Origin of the sequence: Streptomyces sp. NPDC047072 (assembly GCF_040643855.1) — a bacterium.
In the GTDB taxonomy this organism is placed as follows: domain Bacteria; phylum Actinomycetota; class Actinomycetes; order Streptomycetales; family Streptomycetaceae; genus Streptomyces.
This window is the reverse complement of sequence record NZ_JBEYVC010000079.1, coordinates 26,792-44,604: the sequence shown is the minus strand read 5'-3', so window position 1 is coordinate 44,604 and position 17,813 is coordinate 26,792. Positions and strand designations below refer to the sequence as shown.

General features: G+C 71.2%; 17 protein-coding genes and 1 pseudogene. 12 read left to right on the top strand and 6 right to left on the bottom strand.

Features of this window, described 5'->3' with window-relative positions:
• Positions 1-297 precede the first annotated feature (297 nt).
• On the bottom strand, positions 298-579 hold the full coding sequence (locus tag ABZ896_RS29225) for a hypothetical protein (RefSeq protein WP_360935522.1): 282 nt from the start codon (positions 577-579) through the stop codon (positions 298-300).
• A gap of 92 nt (positions 580-671) precedes the next feature.
• On the opposite strand from ABZ896_RS29225, the pseudogene ABZ896_RS29220 reads away from it, so the two are divergent.
• Positions 672-1,373 (top strand): annotated as a pseudogene (locus tag ABZ896_RS29220) (alpha/beta fold hydrolase); the annotation flags it as partial.
• Positions 1,374-1,408: 35 nt separating this feature from the next.
• Here the strand turns inward: ABZ896_RS29220 and ABZ896_RS29215 are convergent.
• Entirely contained in the window at positions 1,409-2,746 is a 1,338-nt protein-coding gene (locus ABZ896_RS29215; protein WP_360935519.1) for a DUF2252 domain-containing protein, read from the bottom strand.
• Between the two features lie 171 nt (positions 2,747-2,917).
• Here ABZ896_RS29215 and ABZ896_RS29210 point away from each other — a divergent pair, with 171 nt between their 5' ends.
• A complete protein-coding gene (locus tag ABZ896_RS29210) occupies positions 2,918-4,093 on the top strand; it encodes a winged helix DNA-binding domain-containing protein (RefSeq protein ID WP_360935516.1) in 1,176 nt (391 codons plus the stop codon).
• Between the two features lie 14 nt (positions 4,094-4,107).
• Here ABZ896_RS29210 and ABZ896_RS29205 read toward each other — a convergent pair whose 3' ends face one another.
• On the bottom strand, positions 4,108-4,422 hold the full coding sequence (locus ABZ896_RS29205) for a hypothetical protein (protein ID WP_360935513.1): 315 nt from the start codon (positions 4,420-4,422) through the stop codon (positions 4,108-4,110).
• A 173-nt stretch (positions 4,423-4,595) separates the two neighbouring features.
• Between ABZ896_RS29205 and ABZ896_RS29200 the strand changes: the two genes are divergently transcribed.
• Both ABZ896_RS29200 and ABZ896_RS29195 read left to right on the top strand, forming a co-directional pair.
• Complete coding sequence (locus ABZ896_RS29200) at positions 4,596-4,958, top strand: arsenate reductase family protein (RefSeq protein WP_360935510.1); 363 nt, start codon at positions 4,596-4,598, stop codon at positions 4,956-4,958.
• Positions 4,959-5,055: 97 nt separating this feature from the next.
• Positions 5,056-5,715 (top strand): hypothetical protein, encoded by a 660-nt coding sequence (locus tag ABZ896_RS29195; protein WP_360935507.1) that lies wholly within the window; start codon positions 5,056-5,058, stop codon positions 5,713-5,715.
• A 98-nt stretch (positions 5,716-5,813) separates the two neighbouring features.
• Here ABZ896_RS29195 and ABZ896_RS29190 read toward each other — a convergent pair whose 3' ends face one another.
• Together ABZ896_RS29190 and glnII are read right to left on the bottom strand one after the other, a co-directional pair.
• Positions 5,814-6,392, bottom strand: coding sequence for a winged helix-turn-helix domain-containing protein (locus ABZ896_RS29190; RefSeq protein WP_360935505.1), 579 nt, complete (start codon positions 6,390-6,392; stop codon positions 5,814-5,816).
• Positions 6,393-6,890: 498 nt separating this feature from the next.
• Positions 6,891-7,919 carry a glutamine synthetase gene (glnII, locus tag ABZ896_RS29185; RefSeq protein ID WP_360935502.1) on the bottom strand — a complete coding sequence of 343 codons (1,029 nt, stop codon included), beginning with the start codon at positions 7,917-7,919 and terminating at the stop codon, positions 6,891-6,893.
• Between the two features lie 241 nt (positions 7,920-8,160).
• Here glnII and ABZ896_RS29180 point away from each other — a divergent pair, with 241 nt between their 5' ends.
• From ABZ896_RS29180 to ABZ896_RS29170, 3 genes are all read left to right on the top strand, one after another.
• Entirely contained in the window at positions 8,161-9,462 is a 1,302-nt protein-coding gene (locus ABZ896_RS29180) for a sensor domain-containing protein (RefSeq protein WP_360935499.1), read from the top strand.
• A gap of 60 nt (positions 9,463-9,522) precedes the next feature.
• On the top strand, positions 9,523-10,176 hold the full coding sequence (locus tag ABZ896_RS29175; RefSeq protein ID WP_360935536.1) for a response regulator transcription factor: 654 nt from the start codon (positions 9,523-9,525) through the stop codon (positions 10,174-10,176).
• A 182-nt stretch (positions 10,177-10,358) separates the two neighbouring features.
• Positions 10,359-11,969 (top strand): DUF1996 domain-containing protein, encoded by a 1,611-nt coding sequence (locus ABZ896_RS29170; protein ID WP_360935496.1) that lies wholly within the window; start codon positions 10,359-10,361, stop codon positions 11,967-11,969.
• Positions 11,970-12,058: 89 nt separating this feature from the next.
• Here the strand turns inward: ABZ896_RS29170 and ABZ896_RS29165 are convergent, their stop codons facing one another.
• Positions 12,059-12,505, bottom strand: coding sequence for a hypothetical protein (locus ABZ896_RS29165; RefSeq protein WP_360935493.1), 447 nt, complete (start codon positions 12,503-12,505; stop codon positions 12,059-12,061).
• A 126-nt stretch (positions 12,506-12,631) separates the two neighbouring features.
• On the opposite strand from ABZ896_RS29165, the gene ABZ896_RS29160 reads away from it, so the two are divergent.
• From ABZ896_RS29160 to ABZ896_RS29140, 5 genes are all read left to right on the top strand, one after another.
• Entirely contained in the window at positions 12,632-12,781 is a 150-nt protein-coding gene (locus tag ABZ896_RS29160; RefSeq protein ID WP_360935539.1) for a hypothetical protein, read from the top strand.
• A gap of 356 nt (positions 12,782-13,137) precedes the next feature.
• On the top strand, positions 13,138-15,066 hold the full coding sequence (locus ABZ896_RS29155; RefSeq protein ID WP_360935533.1) for a hypothetical protein: 1,929 nt from the start codon (positions 13,138-13,140) through the stop codon (positions 15,064-15,066).
• A gap of 92 nt (positions 15,067-15,158) precedes the next feature.
• The gene (locus tag ABZ896_RS29150) at positions 15,159-16,043 is read left to right on the top strand and encodes a metal-dependent hydrolase (protein ID WP_360935490.1); all 885 of its coding nucleotides are present in this window, start codon (positions 15,159-15,161) and stop codon (positions 16,041-16,043) included.
• A complete protein-coding gene (locus ABZ896_RS29145) occupies positions 16,043-17,062 on the top strand; it encodes a PDR/VanB family oxidoreductase (protein ID WP_360935487.1) in 1,020 nt (339 codons plus the stop codon). Before ABZ896_RS29150 ends, ABZ896_RS29145 begins: the two co-directional genes overlap by 1 nt.
• Positions 17,063-17,118: 56 nt before the next feature.
• The gene (locus tag ABZ896_RS29140) at positions 17,119-17,808 is read left to right on the top strand and encodes a TetR/AcrR family transcriptional regulator (protein WP_360935484.1); all 690 of its coding nucleotides are present in this window, start codon (positions 17,119-17,121) and stop codon (positions 17,806-17,808) included.
• Positions 17,809-17,813 lie beyond the last annotated feature (5 nt).

The following is a 17,813-nucleotide window of genomic DNA, read 5'->3' as shown; positions in this document are numbered from 1 at the left end:
CGGCACTGACGCCGACACCGCCACCCGGCCCGAACCCTCGCCCGAACCCCACCCCCCCCCCCCCCACCCCGCGCCCCCCCCCCCCCCCCTCGACCCCGTTACACCGGGGGCCAGTTACACCCCCTCCGCCCCGCGGCCCGGCGCGGGCCCGCGCCGCGACAACGCGCTGGAGCTGCGGGTCAAGGCCGCCCTGACGGACGACCTGCGGATCGAGCAGGACCTCAGCCGGTGGTTCCCGGTGTGGGGCGCGCCGGGCCTCTAGGCCTTGTGCCTATATGCCTTATGGCCTGTGACCGCCTACTGCTTGCGCTCGCGGGCCTGCCGACGGGACTCGAAGGGGCGCTCGCGGCGGTAGCGGCGGTCCCACTTGGCCTGCTGGTCACGGCGGTTGCGGTACGTGCGGTAGCTGCCGGCCGTGGCTCCCGGACCGGCCGCGGACGAACCCTGCGAGCGGGTCGCGCCGCCCCGGCCGTACTGCGTGTACAGGAAGAGCACGGCGACGGCGACGAGCCACCAGGTGTGGTTCCCGAACCCCAGGACGACCAGAACGACGGTCCCGGTGATGACGATGGTGCCCATGACGGGCCTCCGGTGCGTGGGTGTGGTGTAGAAGAGTAGCTCGTGTATCCAGCCTAGGAAGGGCCTCACCCGGCGTGCATCCCCATTTTTCCCTGGTCTCCTTCGAGCACGGACACGACGGCGAGCGCCTCAGCGGGGTGTACGGCGGCCCGGACCAGGCGGACGCGACGGCGGTGCTGCTGCACGGCGCGGGCAACGGCAGCAAGGACCGACTGCTGCCGCTCCTCGGGGAGTTCACGGCGCACGGCTGCCGGGGCCTCGCCCTCGACTTCTCCGGGCACGGTGAATCCTCGGGCGAGCTGCGGGAGTTGAGCCTGCGCCGCCGGTTCGAGCAGGCGGTCTCCGTGATCGACGCGCAGGTGCCGGCGGACGGTCCGCTGATCCTCGTCGGATTCAGCATGAGCGGACAGACGGTGGCGGACCTCGCCCGGCACTACGGCACCCGCGTCACCGCACTCGCCCTGTGCGCGCCCGCCGTCTACGCACCCGAGGCCTGGGACCTGCAATTCGGCGACGGCGACGGGGAGTTCAGCAAGATCATCCGCCGACCGAACAGCTGGCGCCGAGCACCGGCACTGGAGGTACTGCGGGGCTACGAGGGACGCGCGGTGCTGGTCGTCCCGGGCACGGACGAGGTGATCCCACCCGAGGTGACGGAGACGATCCAGACCGCCCTGACCACCCGCTCCCACTACACCCGCCTCGAACTCCCGGACGCGAGCCACATGTTGGGCCTGTGGTTCCGCGATCATCCGGACGCGCGCCGGGAGTTGGTGACGGCACTGCTCACGGGTTCGTAGAGAAGCGCGCCTGAGGCGGAACGCTGGCTCTACTCCCCCGGTGCCGCGCTGATCACCCCCGCCGCCACCGCCGCCGACAGGGTCGCGTGGTCGGTGACCGTCTGGTGGGCGTAGACGAGGGCGAAGTCGGCGATGGCGTGGTCGAAGGTGGTGGCGGTGCCGAGGTAGGTGGCGATGGCGGTGCGGTCGCCGGAGCGGGCGTGGGCTCGGGCCAGGGTGGTGCCGCAGAGGCGGGCGTAGGCGGCGAGTGCGGACGGGGTCATGGCGGCCACGTCCGCGGAGCCCTTCATGTCGCGCAGCCGGCGCCAGTAGTAGGCGCGTCCCTGGGGTCCGCTCATCCACCCCAGGAAGATGTCGCTCGTGGCCTGGAGGAGACGCTGGCCGACGACCACACGGCGCCCGGGATGGACGTAGGGACCGCTCGGCAGGTGGTCCTCCAGGACGGATGTGCGCGCCTCCTTGATCTGGAGGAACAGCGGGTCGTCGGCGTCCCGGCCGGTGAGCAGCACGATGAAGCAGCGGGTGCCGACACTGCCGACGCCGACGACCTTGCGGGCCGCGTCGACGAACCGGTAGCGGTCCAGCAGCAGCCGGCGCTCCTCGGAGAGCGTGGAGCGGTAGTCGCTGAAGATCTTGCGCAGGCTCGCCATGTCGGGGGCGCCGACGGGTTCGAGGAGCGGCGGGTCGTGGATGATCCGACGGCGGCCGTCTACGACCTCCGTGAGCTTGCCCAGCGCTTGGAGGCTGGTGCGGCGGCGGGCCCGGGTGAGGCTGTCCCCGGCGCGGCGGCGGTGCCGGGCCGAGCGGACCAGGGGCAGCAGGCCGTCGACGTCGACGCGCTCGTACCAGACCTCCAGCTCGCCCCGGCCGGCCAGGCGCCGCATGGCCGTGCGGTACGCGGTGACCGCGCCGCGCGCCGCGTGGTGTGCCTTGGCCTCGCTGTGCCCGTTCTCGCGGGCGGCGACCGCGATGCTCGCGGCGAGCCGCTTCACGTCCCACTCGAAGGGGCCGGGGTAGGTCTCGTCGAAGTCGTTCAGGTCGAAGAGGAGGGAGCGTTCCGGGGAGGCGTACAGGCCGAAGTTGAGCAGGTGGGCGTCGCCGCACAGCTGCACGGTGAGGCCGGTGTGCGGCTGGGCGGCGAGGTCGGCGGCCATCACGGCGGCGGCGCCGCGCAGGAAGGCGAGAGGGGAGGCCGACATCCTGCCGTAGCGGATCGGGAGGAGTTCGGGGAGGCGGTCCCGGCCCTGGCGTTCCAGTACGCCTACGGGGTCCCTCCGGTCGGCCGACGGGATCCAGGTGCCGTGGGAGGAGCGGGGGGCGCGTTTGCGGGCGGCGCGGCCTCGGTCGGGGTTCTGGGCCACGCTCACCTCCCTGTTCTGTGGGGTCCTGATCGCAGTGAAGGGCCGGTACGGGGAGGTCTGCATGTGGAGTACGGCAACAGAGTGATATGTCGTCGTCCGGGTGCGGGTGCGTTGTGGCTGGTCGCGCAGTTCCCCGCGCCCCTAGGGAAGAGCAGTGCCCTGCGTCAGGATGTACCCGTGAGATACATCAGCGTGGGTGAGCGGCGGGCTCGGCTTGGGGTGCGGCATCTGCTGGTCGAGGCGGGGCGGGTGGGCAGCCCTGAGGGTGTTGCGGACTCGCTCGTCGCGCTGCACGGGACCGATCCCGCGACCGTCTATCTCGCCGTGGGGGCACGGCTTGCCGACCCGGCCGGGACGGTCGGTGAGACCGGGCGGGCGCTCTACGAGGATCGGACCCTCGTGCGGATGCACGGGATGCGGCACACCGTGTTCGTGTTCCCGGTCGCGCTGACCGCCGTCGTGCACGCCTCCACCGGGCTCACCGTCGCCGCTCGTGAACGGGCCTCGCTCGTCAAGGACATGGTGAAGGCGGGGGCGCCGGACGCCGCCTGGCTCAAGGACGTCGAGGAGTCCGCGCTCGCCGCTCTCGCGCGGCGCGGACAGGCCACGGCGGCCGAACTCGCCGAGGACGAGCCGCGGTTGCGGGAGCAGTTCGTGTACGCGGCCGGGAAGAGGTACGAGGGGATCCACACCGTTTCGACGCGGCTGCTGAGGGTGCTGGGTGTGGAGGGGAAGGTGGTTCGGGGGCGGCCCCTCGGGTCGTGGACCTCCTCACAGTTCCGGTGGGCCGTCGCCCCGCCGCACCCCGAGCTGGAACCGGCCGCGGCCCAGGCCGAGTTGCTACGGCGCTGGCTCGCCGTGTGCGGTCCCGCCACCGAGGCCGACCTGAAGTGGTGGACGGGGTGGAAGGTGACCGACGTCCGCCGCGCGCTCACGGCGATCGGGGCGGAGCAGGTGTCGGTCGACGAGGGCCCGGCGTACGTCGTGGCCGGCGACGACGGTCCGGTCGCGGACCCGGCCGAGCCCTGGGCCGCCTTCCTGCCCGGCCTGGATCCGACGGCGATGGGCTGGCAGCAGCGGGACTGGTACCTGGCACCGGAACTGCGGCCCCCGCTGTTCGACGGCAGCGGCAACGTGGGGCCGACGGTGTGGTGGAACGGGCGGGTGGTCGGAGGGTGGGGGCAGCGGGCCGACGGGTCGGTGGTCTGGCGCCTGCTGGACACCGAGGGGCTGGGCCGGGAAGCGGAGGAGGCGATCGCCACGGAGGCGGAGCGCCTGCAGGGGTGGCTCGGGGCGACACGGGTGACGCCCCGGTTCCGGACGCCGCTGGAGAAGGAGCTGGCGGCCTCCTGAACCGGGGCGTCGGGTCAGCGCGCGTACCTCATGAACGCCCGCACCATGTGGCACGTCGTGTCCGACGGCGGGTGGACGCCGATCGTCTCCGCCGTGTCGCGGATCGTCTCGTTGCGGGCCTGGTTCGGGACGTAGACGCCGGAGTCGAGCAGGGCGATCGCCAACCGCATCGCCTTCAGGCGGCGGTTGTGGGTGATGTACCACTCCCGCGGACGGCCGGGCGGCAACGGCCGCTTCTCCACAGGGGCGTAGGGCAGGTCGAGCAGCACGGGGTGCCGCGCGGTGGACTGGGTGGGCAACGGCTTCGGCTTCAGTGCGGCAGCGGGCACAGGCATCCTCCTGTCGCGGTGAGGGCATCCGCCGGGGGTCCTGACGACCCCCGCGATCCCCTCGAACACTGCTTCTATTTTACTACCCCCCACTGACAAAAGCCCCTGGCCACAAGGGCTTTCGAGGGTGCTGTGGCGCTTGGGGAGGACGGGTTTTCGCGTACCGTGGGGGCATGGAGATCTGGATCAATCCGGCCTGTTCGAAGTGCCGCAGCGCGATCAGCCTGCTCGACGCCGAGGGCGCCGAGTACACCGTCCGCCGCTATCTGGAGGACGTGCCGAGCGAGGACGAGATCCGGGAGGTCCTCGGCCGCCTCGGACTCGAACCCTGGGACATCACCCGCACCCAGGAGGCCGCCGCCAAGGAGCTGGGGCTCAAGGAGTGGGCCCGGGACGACAGTTCGCGCGACCGGTGGATCAAGGCGCTCACCGAACACCCCAAGCTGATCCAGCGTCCGATCATCACCGCGGAGGACGGTACGGCGGTGGTGGGGCGCACCGATGAGGCCGTACGGGACGCCCTCGGCCGAGTGTGACGCAGGTTACTTCGACTGACTCCTGTAACCCCTGAGTAACCTCGTTCGGTATCTCGTACATAGCGGCGTACGCTCCCCTACCTCGCAGGAGGCGCGCATGTCGCGTAGGAGAACTCTCAGTACGAAGAAGAAGCTCGCGTTGCTGGTGAGCGCGGCGTCGGTGGCGGGCGGTGGGGCCTTCGTGATGGCCAGTACCTCCAACGCCGCGAGTCCGCAGACGGCGGCGAAGTCGACCGTCTGTCAGGGGCTCGCCACCGCGCTCGGCAACAACCAGAGGTTCATCGCGGACCAGAAGGCGAACCCGGACGCGCAGTCGGCGGCCCGGATCACCAACCGCGAGGCGGTCATCGCGCAGATCAAGGTGCAGCAGCAGGCGTCGAACTGCGTGGTCGGGGAGTCGGCTCAGGGCTCCCAGGCCGCGCAGCAACAGCCCACGCAGCAGCCCTCTCAGCAGCCTTCGCAGGCCGCGTCCGCGCCCGCCTCCTCGGCACCGCCCGCCTCTGCGTCCGGTCAGCAGGTCTGCAACGGGTCGACCGTGACGCTGTCCGGCGAGGGCGGTGCTCCGGCCGCCTCCAGCAACCAGTTCCCGGCGGGGACGAAGCTGAAGGTCACCAACCTGGACAACAACAAGTCCACGACGGTGCAGGTCACTTCGGTCTCCGGCAGCTGTGTCCTGCTCAACGACGCGGCCTTCGAACAGGTCCGGGAGCCGGGCAAGTTCCTGATCCGCCGAGCCGTGATCGAGAAGGTGGGGTGAGGCTGTTCGCGTAGGACGTCAGTACGTGTCATCGGTCCTGCTGTTCGCGGCCACGAGCAGCAGGACCGACGTGTTCCTCATCGAGGTGCGCAGTTGGTTCAGCGCGCGGTCGGCGGGGTGTACTTGTAGCCGACCCGGCGTACCGTCTGGATCGCGCCCCGGTGCTCCGCGCCCAGCTTGCGGCGCAGCCGGGCGATGTGGACGTCGACGGTACGGCCGTCGCCCACGTGTCCGTAGCCCCAGACCGTGGTGACCAGCTGGTCGCGGGTGTGCACCCGGTGCGGGTGCTGGACGAGGTGGGCCAGCAGCTCGAACTCCAGGTACGTGAGGTCGAGTTGCTCGCCGCTCACCTCGGCGGTGCGCTGCACGGTGTCGATGCGGACGAGTGCGTCGGCGTCACCGGCGGCCTCGGCGGCGGGGCCGGGGACGTCGGCGAGCCCGGCCGGGGCGCCGAGCGGGCGGTCGGCCGGGATCAGGACGAGGTATCCGACCATCGGCGGCTGCCCCGGCAGCGTGGGCAGGGTGTGCTGGGGCGCGGGCAGCCAGGTGGCACCCGGGGGCAGGAACTCCGCGACGTCGATCACCTCGTCCCGGTCGACGGCGCGCAGATGATGCCGGGCGGCGGTCGGGGCGGGGGCGTTCAGCGGGGCGGGGGACAGAGAACGAATGGTCGCCATGAGAGGTCAGCTCTTTCGCGCGAGAGGGTCGTCGAGGGGACGTACTCGTGTCGCGCCGGCCGAAGACCGGGGTGTACGGCTTTAGAGGGCCGGCGCGTTCGTCGCGCGGCAACACACCCGGTCGAAGTCGTGGTGCTGACGGGAAGGCCAGAAGGGCTCGAGGTCATGGCGACCCGTCGCGGTGTACTTCTGGAAGCTGGCCATACGCCCATTGAAGCAGACACAGGCCCGCAACAGGAGCCTCCTCTCACTGCTTGGACGCTTCCTTGGCATGAAATTGACGCCACCCGCCTCACCCCACCAGGCGCTTGCGCCAGGTCAGGGGCCTGACCTGGATCACCCTGCCCGGACCCCGTCCCATACCGCGAACAGGCCGACCACGCCCAGCACCGCCACGACCTCGCGGGCGGTGATGCCCCCCACCATGGCAGACCCCACTGACAACGCGCCGAAGGGCGCCCACCACGACGGTGGACGCCCCTCAGGATGCGGGCGGGATCAGATCTGGCCGGCCTTCTCCAGTGCGGAGCAGCACGTGTCGACGAGGAGGCGGGTCACGACGTACGGGTCGACGTTGGCGTTGGGGCGGCGGTCCTCGATGTAGCCCTTGCCGTCCTTCTCGACCTGCCACGGGATACGGACCGAGGCACCGCGGTTGGAGACGCCGTAGGAGTACTCGTTCCACGGGGCGGTCTCGTGCAGACCGGTCAGGCGGTCGTCGATGCCGGCGCCGTAGTTCTTGACGTGGTCGAGGGGCTTGGAGCCCTCGCCCAGGGACTCGGCGGCGGTGATGATCGCGTCGTAGCCCTCGCGCATCGCCTTGGTGGAGAAGTTGGTGTGCGCGCCCGCGCCGTTCCAGTCGCCCTTGACCGGCTTCGGGTCCAGGGTCGCGGAGACGCCGAAGTCCTCGGCGGTGCGGTAGAGCAGCCAGCGGGCCACCCACAGGTGGTCGGAGACCTCCAGCGGGGAGACCGGGCCGACCTGGAACTCCCACTGGCCGGGCATGACCTCGGCGTTGATGCCGGAGATCGCGAGGCCCGCCTTGAGGCAGTTGTCGAGGTGCGCCTCGACGACGTCACGGCCGAAGATCTCGTCCGCGCCGACACCGCAGTAGTAGCCGCCCTGGGGGGCCGGGAAGCCGCCCTTGGGGAAGCCGAGGGGGTAGCCGTCCTTGAAGAACGTGTACTCCTGCTCGATGCCGAAGATCGGCTCCTGCGCGGCGAACTTCTCCGCGACCTCGGTCAGCGCGGCACGGGTGTTGGACTCGTGCGGCGTCATGTCGATGTTCAGGACCTCGCACAGGACGAGGATGTCGTCGCCGCCGCGGATCGGGTCGGGGCAGGAGAAGACCGGCTTGAGGACACGGTCCGAGGAGTGCCCCTCGGCCTGGTTCGTGGAGGACCCGTCGAAGCCCCAGATCCCCAGCTCGGCACCCTTTTCTGAGTCCGCCAGGATCTTCGTCTTCGATCGCAGCTTGGCCGTCGGCTCCGTGCCGTCGATCCAGATGTACTCAGCCTTGAAGCTCACGGGCCACATCCTTCGGGGGTATGTCTAGGCGCACTTGCGGGTGCTGCGGCGCTGCGGCACTGAAACGCCGCCTCTTGGTGCCCGCGAGCCTGTCAACAGGCGATTTCTTGGTCATTGCTCGAATGTGAACCCCGTGTTACCTGCTGATTGTGTGGCGAGATTCACGGTGTACCCGGCACCACCCCCCGACCCGGTGTCCAGGCCCCGTGACCCGCGTCCCGCCCGCGACCAGACTGGCCGTATGACCACACAGACGCGGGGCGGCGACGGCGGTACGAGCGGTACGGGCGTCAGGGAGACCGTGACGGCGGCGGTACGCGGGCTGGCGCTGGCCTTGATCACGCTGCCGGGGGCGATCCTCTGCCTCGTGCTCTCGGTGGTGTCGATCGCGCTGGTGCCGATCGGCGTCGGGATCGTGACGACCCCCTGGGTGCTGTCGGGTGTGCGGCTCTTCGCGGACTGGCGGCGGGTGCTCGCAGCCGAGTGGGCGGGGGTGCGGATCCCGTCGGCGTACCGGCCGCTGCCGAAGGGCGCGAACCCCTGGGCGCGCACCTTCGGGATGCTGCGCGACCCGGCGACCTGGCGGGATCTGCGCTGGCTGCCGGTGGACATGACGGCGGGGTTCGTGACCGCGCTGCTGCCGGCCGTGCTGCTCTTCTACCCCCTGGAGGGGCTGGCGCTGGCGGCGGGGCTGTGGCGGGTCTTCCCCGACGGGTACTGGTACGCCTTCATTCCGGTCACCGGGCAGGCCTCCGCGCTCGGTGCGGGCGCGCTGGCGGTGGTCTTCCTGCTGCTCTTCCGGCTGCTCCCGGTGCCCTTCCTGCGCGCCCACTTCCGGCTCACCCGGGCGGTCCTGACGTCCGGTCAGGGCGAACTCGCCGAGCGGGTACGGGTGTTGACCGAGACGCGACGGGACGCCGTGGACACCTCCGCGGCCGAACTCCGCCGTATCGAAAGGGACTTGCACGACGGGGCACAGGCGCGGCTGGTCGCCATGGGCATGGACCTCGGCACCATCGAGGCGCTCCTCGACAAGGACCCGGCCCGGGCCCGGCAGTTGCTCGCCCAGGCCCGTCAGTCCTCCGTGGACGCCCTCGCCGAACTGCGCGACCTGGTGCGCGGCATCCATCCGCCGGTACTGGCCGAGCGCGGACTGGGGGACGCCGTAAGGGCGTTGGCGCTGCGGATGCCGGTGCCGACCGAGGTGGAGGTGGAGCTGCCGGGGCGGGCCGAGGCGCCGGTGGAGTCGGCCGCGTACTTCGCCGTGAGCGAGGCGCTGACCAACGCGGTCAAGCACTCCGGCGCCGACCGGATCTGGATCGACCTGCACCACGTGAACGACGGGGACGGCGGGGACGGCGGGGCGGGGATGCTGCGGATCTCGGTCACCGACAACGGCCGGGGCGGCGCGGCGATCGGGACCGGTTCGGGGCTGGCCGGGGTCGAACGGCGGCTCGGGACGTTCGACGGCGTCCTGGCCGTCAGCTCCCCCTCGGGCGGCCCCACCATGGTCACGATGGAGATCCCCTGCGAGCTGTCGTAGGCCCGCGCGGACCGTTCTGGGTCACCATGGAGTCCCGTGTCCGCCGTCCTGGGAGCCCCGTTGCGCGTAGTCCTGGCCGAAGACCTCTTCCTCCTGCGTGACGGACTCGTACGGCTCCTGGAGGCGCACGACTTCGAGATCGCCGCGGCCGTCGAGAGCGGGCCCGAACTGGCGCGTGCGCTGGCCGAGTTGGAGCCGGACGTCGCCGTGGTCGACGTACGGCTGCCGCCGACCCACACCGACGAGGGGCTCCAGTGCGCGCTGGACGCCCGGCGGGCGCGGCCCGGGCTGCCGGTGCTGGTCCTCTCGCAGCACGTGGAGCAGCTGTACGCGCGCGAGCTGCTCGCCGACGGCACCGGCGCGGTGGGCTATCTGCTCAAGGACCGGGTGTTCGACGCGGAGCAGTTCGTGGACGCCGTACGACGGGTCGCGACGGGCGGGACCGCGATGGACCCGCAGGTGATCCAGCAGCTGCTGACCCGTCGGGCGGCCGGTGACCAGCCGCTGGCCCGGCTCACGCCCCGCGAGCTGGAGGTGCTGGAGCTGATGGCGCAGGGCCGGTCGAACGTGGCGATCGCCCAGAAGCTCGTCGTCACAGAACGGGCGATCGCCAAGCACACCGCCAACATCTTCGCCAAACTGGGTCTTGAGGTGTCGGACGACGACAACCGGCGCGTTCTGGCGGTGCTCGCGTATCTGGACCGGGGCCGGTGACCAGACCCTTATTCTCCGTAACTCCTGCTGCTCAAGGGGCTGTTGATGTCCCAAGGCCCGGCAAACCTCTGATTTGTTTGTGGGGCGGCTGAACACCCCTGGGACCACGTCCGTAAGGGAGGGAGCCGCTTCACTCCTGTCGGGCGCCTCGATGCCCCGAAAAAGGAAGTCAGAGGAGTTCCATGGGACGCAACACACGTAAACGCCGCTCGTCGATGGCCAACAAGGCCATAGCCGCGTCGGCGGCCCTAGCGCTCGGTGGGGGCGGGCTGATCTGGGCGAACTTCTACGCGTCTGCGCATGAGTCCAACAACTCGGCGCAGAACCAGACGAAGGCCGCCGCCGCCCAGGTGGCGACCATCTCGTGCCCGGACGTGGGGCAGAAGCTGACGAACGTGCCCCAGTCGGCGCGTCAGGGTGTGGCCACCGAACTGGCCAACCTCGACAAGCAGATCACCGAGGCCTACACCCGTCTCGCCTCCACGCGCCAGGCCCAGGCGAACGACGCGGGCTTCGTCCAGAACGCGATCGTCGGCCCCCTGAAGGAGAAGCGGGCGGCCACGATCGACCGGATCCGGATCGACATCCAGCGGGTGGGCGGCCAGTTCAACAGTTCGCTCAGCCAGTTGGCGGCCTGCACGACGCAGGGTACGACTCCGCAGACGAACGCCGGCCAGAACAACGGCGGGCAGCAGAACACCGGCGGCCAGCAGCAGAACGGCGGCCAGAACAACAACGGTGGCCAGCAGAACAACGGTGGTCAGCAGAACACCGGCGGGCAGCAGCAGAACGGCGGCCAGCAGCAGGGCAACGGCCAGAACAACGGCAACGCCGGCCAGCAGAACGGCCAGGGCGGCAACGGCCCGACGGCCGCCGACTTCGTGGACATCACCAAGGTCCAGGGCGGCAGCGCGCAGCTCGGCGTCGGCGCCAACGGCCTTCCGGCGAACGGCAACTCGGGCTCGCGGGGCACCTTCACCACCAAGTGCGGCACCAACGGGAACGACAACCACAACACGGACAACGTGATCGTCGCCCCCGGTGTCGCCAACGGCGCCCACCACCTGCACGACTACGTCGGCAACCAGTCCAACGACGCGTTCGCGAGCGACCAGGAGCTGGCGGCGGCCCAGACGAGCTGCCAGAACCAGGGCGACAAGTCGTCGTACTTCTGGCCGGTGCTGCGTCTCCAGGACGGCACGCAGGACTTCGACCAGAACGCCGCCGGCGGTGGCACCGAGGGCAACGTCGGCAAGATCCTCCAGCCGGCCCAGGCCCAGCTGAAGTTCGTCGGCAACAAGACCGGCAACGTCGTCGCCATGCCGACCGCCCTGCGCATCATCACCGGTGACGCCAAGGCCTTCGTCAACGGCAACGCCAACGCCAACGTGAACTGGTCCTGCACCGGCTTCGAGAACAAGGTCCAACTGCACGACAAGTACCCGATCTGCCCGCAGGGCAGCCAGGTGGTGCGCACGACCAACTTCCAGAGCTGCTGGGACGGTCAGAACATCGACAGCGCCAACCACCGCACGCACGTGGCGTTCGCCCAGGCCAACGGCGCCTGCGCCAACGGCTTCAAGGCGATCCCGCAGCTCCAGGTCCGGCTCGTCTACAACGTCCCGGCGCCGAAGCTGCAGAACGGCACGGTCGTCAACCCGTACGCGGTGGACACCTTCCCGGAGAACCTGCACAAGCCGATCACCGACCACAACGACTTCATCAACTTCTTCTCGACGAACCTGATGAACAAGATGGTCAACTGCATCAACACCGGCAAGAAGTGCCAGTGACCTCCTGAGGTGACGACACTGGGGTGACGCACGGAGAAAGCCGGCGGTGAGAATCTCTCACCGCCGGCTTTCGCGTGGGCCGCGGGCGTTCAGTGCGCGGAGTGCGTGGCCGTGGCCATGTCGCCCATCTTGGAGTGGTCCACGCCCTCCTCCAGGTCCCCGCCGAGCGTCTTGCGCAGGACGTCGAGGGTCTTGGTGGTCTCCCCCACGGCGACCCACTTGCGGCCGACGAGGAAGTGACCGCCGTAGTCCTTGGCGCCGTTGATCCACTCGCGCTGGCCGCGGTCGGTGGCGAAGGTGGCGAGGATGAACCTGCCGTCGGCGCCGTTGCCCTTCTTGCACACGGCCTGGCGCAGTTCGTCGGCGTCGATCTGGATGTTGGGCGTGCACTTCACCTCGGCGGCCAGGTGCTCCAGGCTGCCGGTGGCCGCCTCCGGCACCACCGCGGCCTTGGTCCCGCCGCCGGAGCCACAGCCCGCCAGCGCCACCACGGCGACCGCGCCGGTCAGCGCGAGCATCGGTCGGGTCAACCTCATCTGTTCCTCCGGGTCACGCGTCCGCCGGACCCCGGGGACAGGGGCCCGTCCCCTTGCATACGGCTGTGAGGGGCGGGGCGCTCAAATCGGCTGTGGGGGCTGGTACGCGTGTGCGACAGTGTGCCGGTGAACGAGGACTGGGAACAGCGTGTGGTCGCCGCGTGGGGCACTTTCGACCGGTATCCGGAGGAACGGGCCGACGAGTTCCGGGCGGTGATCGACGAACTCGTCGCCGAACTGCCCACCGACAGCCCAGTCGAACACGCAGCCGCCTGATCACCTTCGGGGCTGAATTGCCGCACGAGCAGGCCGACGGTGATCGCCGCACGCTACAGTCACGTTGTCCGGCAGCCCAGTTGGCGGACCTACCGCCGGACGGGCGGGAAGTGACGCCTGTGGAGGCTCGCGTAAGACCAGGCCCCTAGGGGACCGCCTGGAGCCTGTGAAGCAGGAACCCATGGTGGTGCCGCCCTGCGGCACGGACCTGTATCTCCCGCGACAGCGGGGGAGGGCGTCAACAGCGGTCGATGGCCAAGCGCGTTCGACCAGCGCTGGACCCGGAGGCGGAACGCGCCCCCTCCGGGCTTCCGGTCCCTGGGTGACCATCCGACGATTCGCTCGTTCTGTTGAGCGTGCAGTCACAGGATGTCGCCCCCCGCCCCGCACCCGCTCCGGGCTCCGCCGCCGACTCGGTCGACGTCGAGCAGGCCGAGGCCGCGCTCGTCGAGCACTACCCCCGGCTGGTCCGGCTCGCCTATCTGGTGCTGCCGCCCGGCATGGGCCGCGGCCGGCGGGTCCTGACCGCGCACGCCCTCACCCAGCGCGCGCTGCCCCGCGGCCGCAAGCCCGCGCCGGTGATCCCGGCCCAGTCGACCGGCCGCGAGAGCGACCCCGGCTACTCCTTCGTCCGCCTGGAGGTCCTGCGGACGGCGCTGGAGGCGGGCCTCCCGCTCAAGCGCAGGGCGCTGCCCAAGCGGTCCCAACTCCCGCCGCTCTTCCCGCAGGTGTGGGGTCTCAAGCTGTTCCCGCGCTCCGGGGGCGCCGACGAACTCGCCCTGGACCAGCGGCTGTCGGGCCTCACCGGCCCGGCCCGCGCCGCCTACGTCCTGCGCGGCCTGGAGAAGCTCCCCGACGGCGACGTCCGCAAGGTCCTGACGGCGGCCGGTGTCGACGAGGTGGACGACGCGCTCGCCGAGGCCGCGGCGGTCCCGGCGGCGCAGTACCCGCTCCTGGAATCCCCCGAGTTCGACCCGTGCTCGCTCCAGGCCCGGCCCACCGACCTGATGCGCCGCCGCCAGCACCTGCGGGCCGCGCTCGTCGCGGGCGCCGCGGTCGTCGTGTGCGGCGCGCTGCTCGGGATGCCCGGCGACGGCTGGGGCCCCGACGGCGCCGCCGCGCCCGCCTACGCCCAGAACCCGGCCGCCCAGGCGGCCCTGGACCCGGCCCAGCTGCTCAAGGTGCCGGGCAGCGCCTGGGATTCCTCCGCCCGCACCGACTTCTCCGTGTGGCCCGCGCGCGGCGACCTCACCGGCGACAGCGACCTGCTGCACCGCGCCCTCGCCGTCTGGGCCCGCCCCGGCGAGACCGTCCGCGTCTCCGCGACCCCCGGCACCCCCTCGGGCGGCCCCGCCGGCCCGCCGCAGCTCCTGTACGCCGGGACCGTCGACAACGCGCGCGTGGTGATCCTCTACGACGGTCTGCGCATCGTCCGCTACGCCGAGCCCCTCGACAGCACCCAGGGCGCGGCGCTCGACTTCGCCCGGGTCGACGGCGCGAGCGGGGCCGAGGCGAGCGCGGTCGTCCTCGGGCGGTCCGACGGCAACGTCCGCTATCTGACGGCCCCTTGGGTGACCAGGGCCGCCGAGCGGGACCTCATGAAGCCGGGCGCCGGCGCGATGGCCCTCACGCTGGCCCACGGCACGACCTCGCCGATGGCGAGCCCCAGCGCCCAGAGCGGCTCCTGCACCTCCTGGAACGTCCTCCAGCTGACCGACGCCTCCGGCACCCGGGTCCTGACCGACCTCGGCGAACTGGTCCCGGCCGTCCTCACCACCGGCCGGCCCGGGTCCGTGAAGGACGCGGCCGGTGCGCGGTCGCTGCGCGCCTGGTCGCCGTACGCCTGCTCGCTCGGGGCGATGCGGGCCGCCGGGGTGCGGACGGTGAACGCCTGGGCCTACGCGGCGCAGCCGCTGCCCGACGCGAGCGGGACGGCGGACTGGGTGTGCACCCGGGCGGAGACCTGGGCGGGCGGCGGGGAGCGGGTGCTGGCGCAGTTCCACACGCCGGGCGGGGCGTACGGGGCGGTGGCCGCGCAGGCCCAGAACGTGCCGGCGTGCGGGGCGAAGGATCCGCAGGTGCTGGCCGGGGTGCTGTGGAAGGCGGCCAAGGGCGACTGGTACCTGCTGGCCGCGGGCAGCCACGGCACCGCGTCGATCAACGCGACGGGCGGTGTGAAGGGTGCCGCCCAGGGCAACCTGCTGGCCGTGAAGGCGAAGCAGGGGGCGCAGGCCGGGCTGAAGGGGACGCTGACGGACGGCCGGGAGGTCAGCGGGCTCCGCTAGGGAGCGGCTCGCCGGCCCCCTTGCTGACGTTGACGTAAATAAGGGCGCGCAGAGGGGTTCTCTCCCGCCCTACCCGTCAGTACATTGACGCCATGTCTAACACGCACGATCCCGAGCGCGTGCCGCTCAAGGCGCGGAGGGTGTCCTTCTCCTGGGAGGGCACCCCGCTGCACTGGGTGCCCGGGGACCCGTTCACCACGCACACCATCAACGTGCTGCATCTGCTCCTGCCCGCGGGCGAGCGGTGGTTCGTGCACGTGTACAAGCAGGTGCTGCCCCTCATCCGGGACGAACGGCTGCGCGAGGACGTCATCGGGTTCATCGGGCAGGAGGCGATGCACTCGCAGGCCCACGACGAGGTGCTGCCGCATCTGCGGGAGCAGGGGCTCGACCCGACGCCGTACACCGCCCAGGTGGACTGGTTCTTCGAGAAGCTCCTCGGCGACCGCACCCTCCCGCCCGGCCGCCCCCGGCGCTGGTGGCTCCTGGAGCGGGTCGCGCTGATCGCCGCGATCGAGCACTACACCGCGTTCCTCGGCAACTGGGTGCTGAACGCCGAGGAGTTGGACCGCCGCGGCGCCGACCCCACCATGCTGGACCTGCTGCGCTGGCACGGCGCGGAGGAGGTCGAGCACCGCTCCGTCGCCTTCGAGCTGTTCGAGCACCTCGACGGCGGTTACCGGCGCCGGGTGCGGACCTGGGCGACCGCCTTCACCGCGCTGGTGTTCCTGTGGCAGCGCGGGACGCGGTTCTTCATGGCGAACGACCCGACGCTCGTGGACGCGAAGGCGAGCTTCAAGGACTTCCATGTCCGGGGCCGCCAGGGCGTGTTGCCGTCGACCGGGGACATGGCGCGGTCCATCCCCCGCTATCTGAGCCGGAGTTACCACCCGTCCCAGGAGGGGTCGACCGCGCAGGCCGTGGCCTATCTGGCCTCCTCCCCCGCCGCCGTGGCCGCGGAGAGGCAGGCCCACTGATGCCGAAGCCGCTGACCCTCGCGGTCGCCGCCGGGGCCGCACTGCTCACCCGACGGGCGCTGCGCCGCCGTATCCAGGCCTCGCCGCTGTGGCCGCTGCCGGCGCTGGAGGAACCGACCTCGGGGCGGCCGCGCTCCCGGGCGCTGCGGCTGACGGTGACCTCGCGGGAGACGGTCGCCGACGGAGTCGTACAACTGCGCCTGGAAGGAAGGGACTTGCCGCGCTGGGAGCCCGGCGCGCATCTCGATCTGGTGCTGCCGTCCGGGCTGGTGCGGCAGTACTCGCTGTGCGGGGACCCCGGAGACCGCTCGTCGTACACCGTGGCGGCGCGGCTGGTCGAGGACGGGCGGGGCGGGTCGCGCGAGGTGCACGAGCAGGTCCACGAGGGAGTCGAGCTGGAGGTGCGCGGGCCGCGGAACCGCTTCCCGCTGGTCACTGCCGAGTCGTACGTCTTCGTCGTGGGCGGTATCGGGATCACGCCGGTGCTGCCGATGCTGCGGGCGCTGCCGGACGGGGTCGAGTGGCGGCTCCTCTACGCCGGGCGGTCGCGGGCGTCGATGCCGTTCCTGGCGGAGGTCGAGGGGCTCGGCGGGGGCCGGGTGACCGTGGTGGAGGGGCGGCCGGATCTCGGTGCGCTGGAGGTGCCCGAGGGGGCCGCCGTGTACTGCTGCGGGCCGGAGGGGCTGATGGCCGCCGTGGCGGAGCGGTTCCCCGGGGTCCACCTGGAGCGCTTCACGCCGTTGAGCACGCTGCCCGGCGATGCCTTCGAGGTCGAACTGCGGCGCAGCGGGCGGGTGTTGACGGTGCCGGCGGACTCCTCGGTGCTGGCCGCCGTACGCGAGGAGTTGCCGGACACGGCGTACTCCTGCGAGCAGGGGTTCTGCGGGACCTGCCAACAGCGGGTGCTGGAAGGGGAGGTGGAGCACCGGGACGAACTGCTGACGGACGGGGAGCGGGCGGACTCGATGCTCATCTGTGTGTCGCGGGCGCGAGGTGGCCGACTCGTGCTGGATATGTGAACGCCGGTGGCCGGTCCGGTCCGTTCGGGGCCGGATCCGATCGGTAAGGTGTTCGCATGAGCACCGGGGTCCGCCGCAGAATGGGAGTCGAGGAACGTCGTCAGCAGCTGATCGGCGTCGCCCTCGAACTCTTCGCGCGCCGTTCGCCCGACGAGGTCTCCATCGACGAGATAGCGTCGGCGGCCGGGATCTCGCGGCCGCTGGTCTACCACTACTTCCCCGGCAAACTCAGCCTGTACGAGGCCGCGTTGAAGCGGGCGGCCGAGGATCTGGCGAGCCGTTTCGAGGAGCCGCACGAGGGGCCGCTGGGCACCCGGCTGCTGCGGGTGATGCGCCGCTTCTTCGACTTCGTCGAGCAACACGGGCCCGGGTTCTCGGCGTTGATGCGCGGTGGTCCGGCGGTGGGCTCCTCGACGACCAACGCGCTCGTGGACTCCGTACGGCAGATCGCGTATGACCAGATCCTTTCGTATCTGCGAGTGGAGAATCCGCCCGCGCGACTGGAACTGGTCATCCGCTCCTGGATCTCGCTCGTCGAGGCCACGGCTCTGATCTGGCTGGACGGGCGGCGCATCCCGCGCGCCGAGCTGGAGATCCAGCTCGTCCACGACTTCGCCGCGCTGGCCGCGGTGAGTGCGGCGCAGGACGCGGAGATGAGCGAGCTGCTGCGGGAGATGCTCAAGCACGAGCCGCACGACGGTCCGTTCACCGACCTCGCGGTCAAGCTGATCTCGCTGGCCTCCTGAAGTCC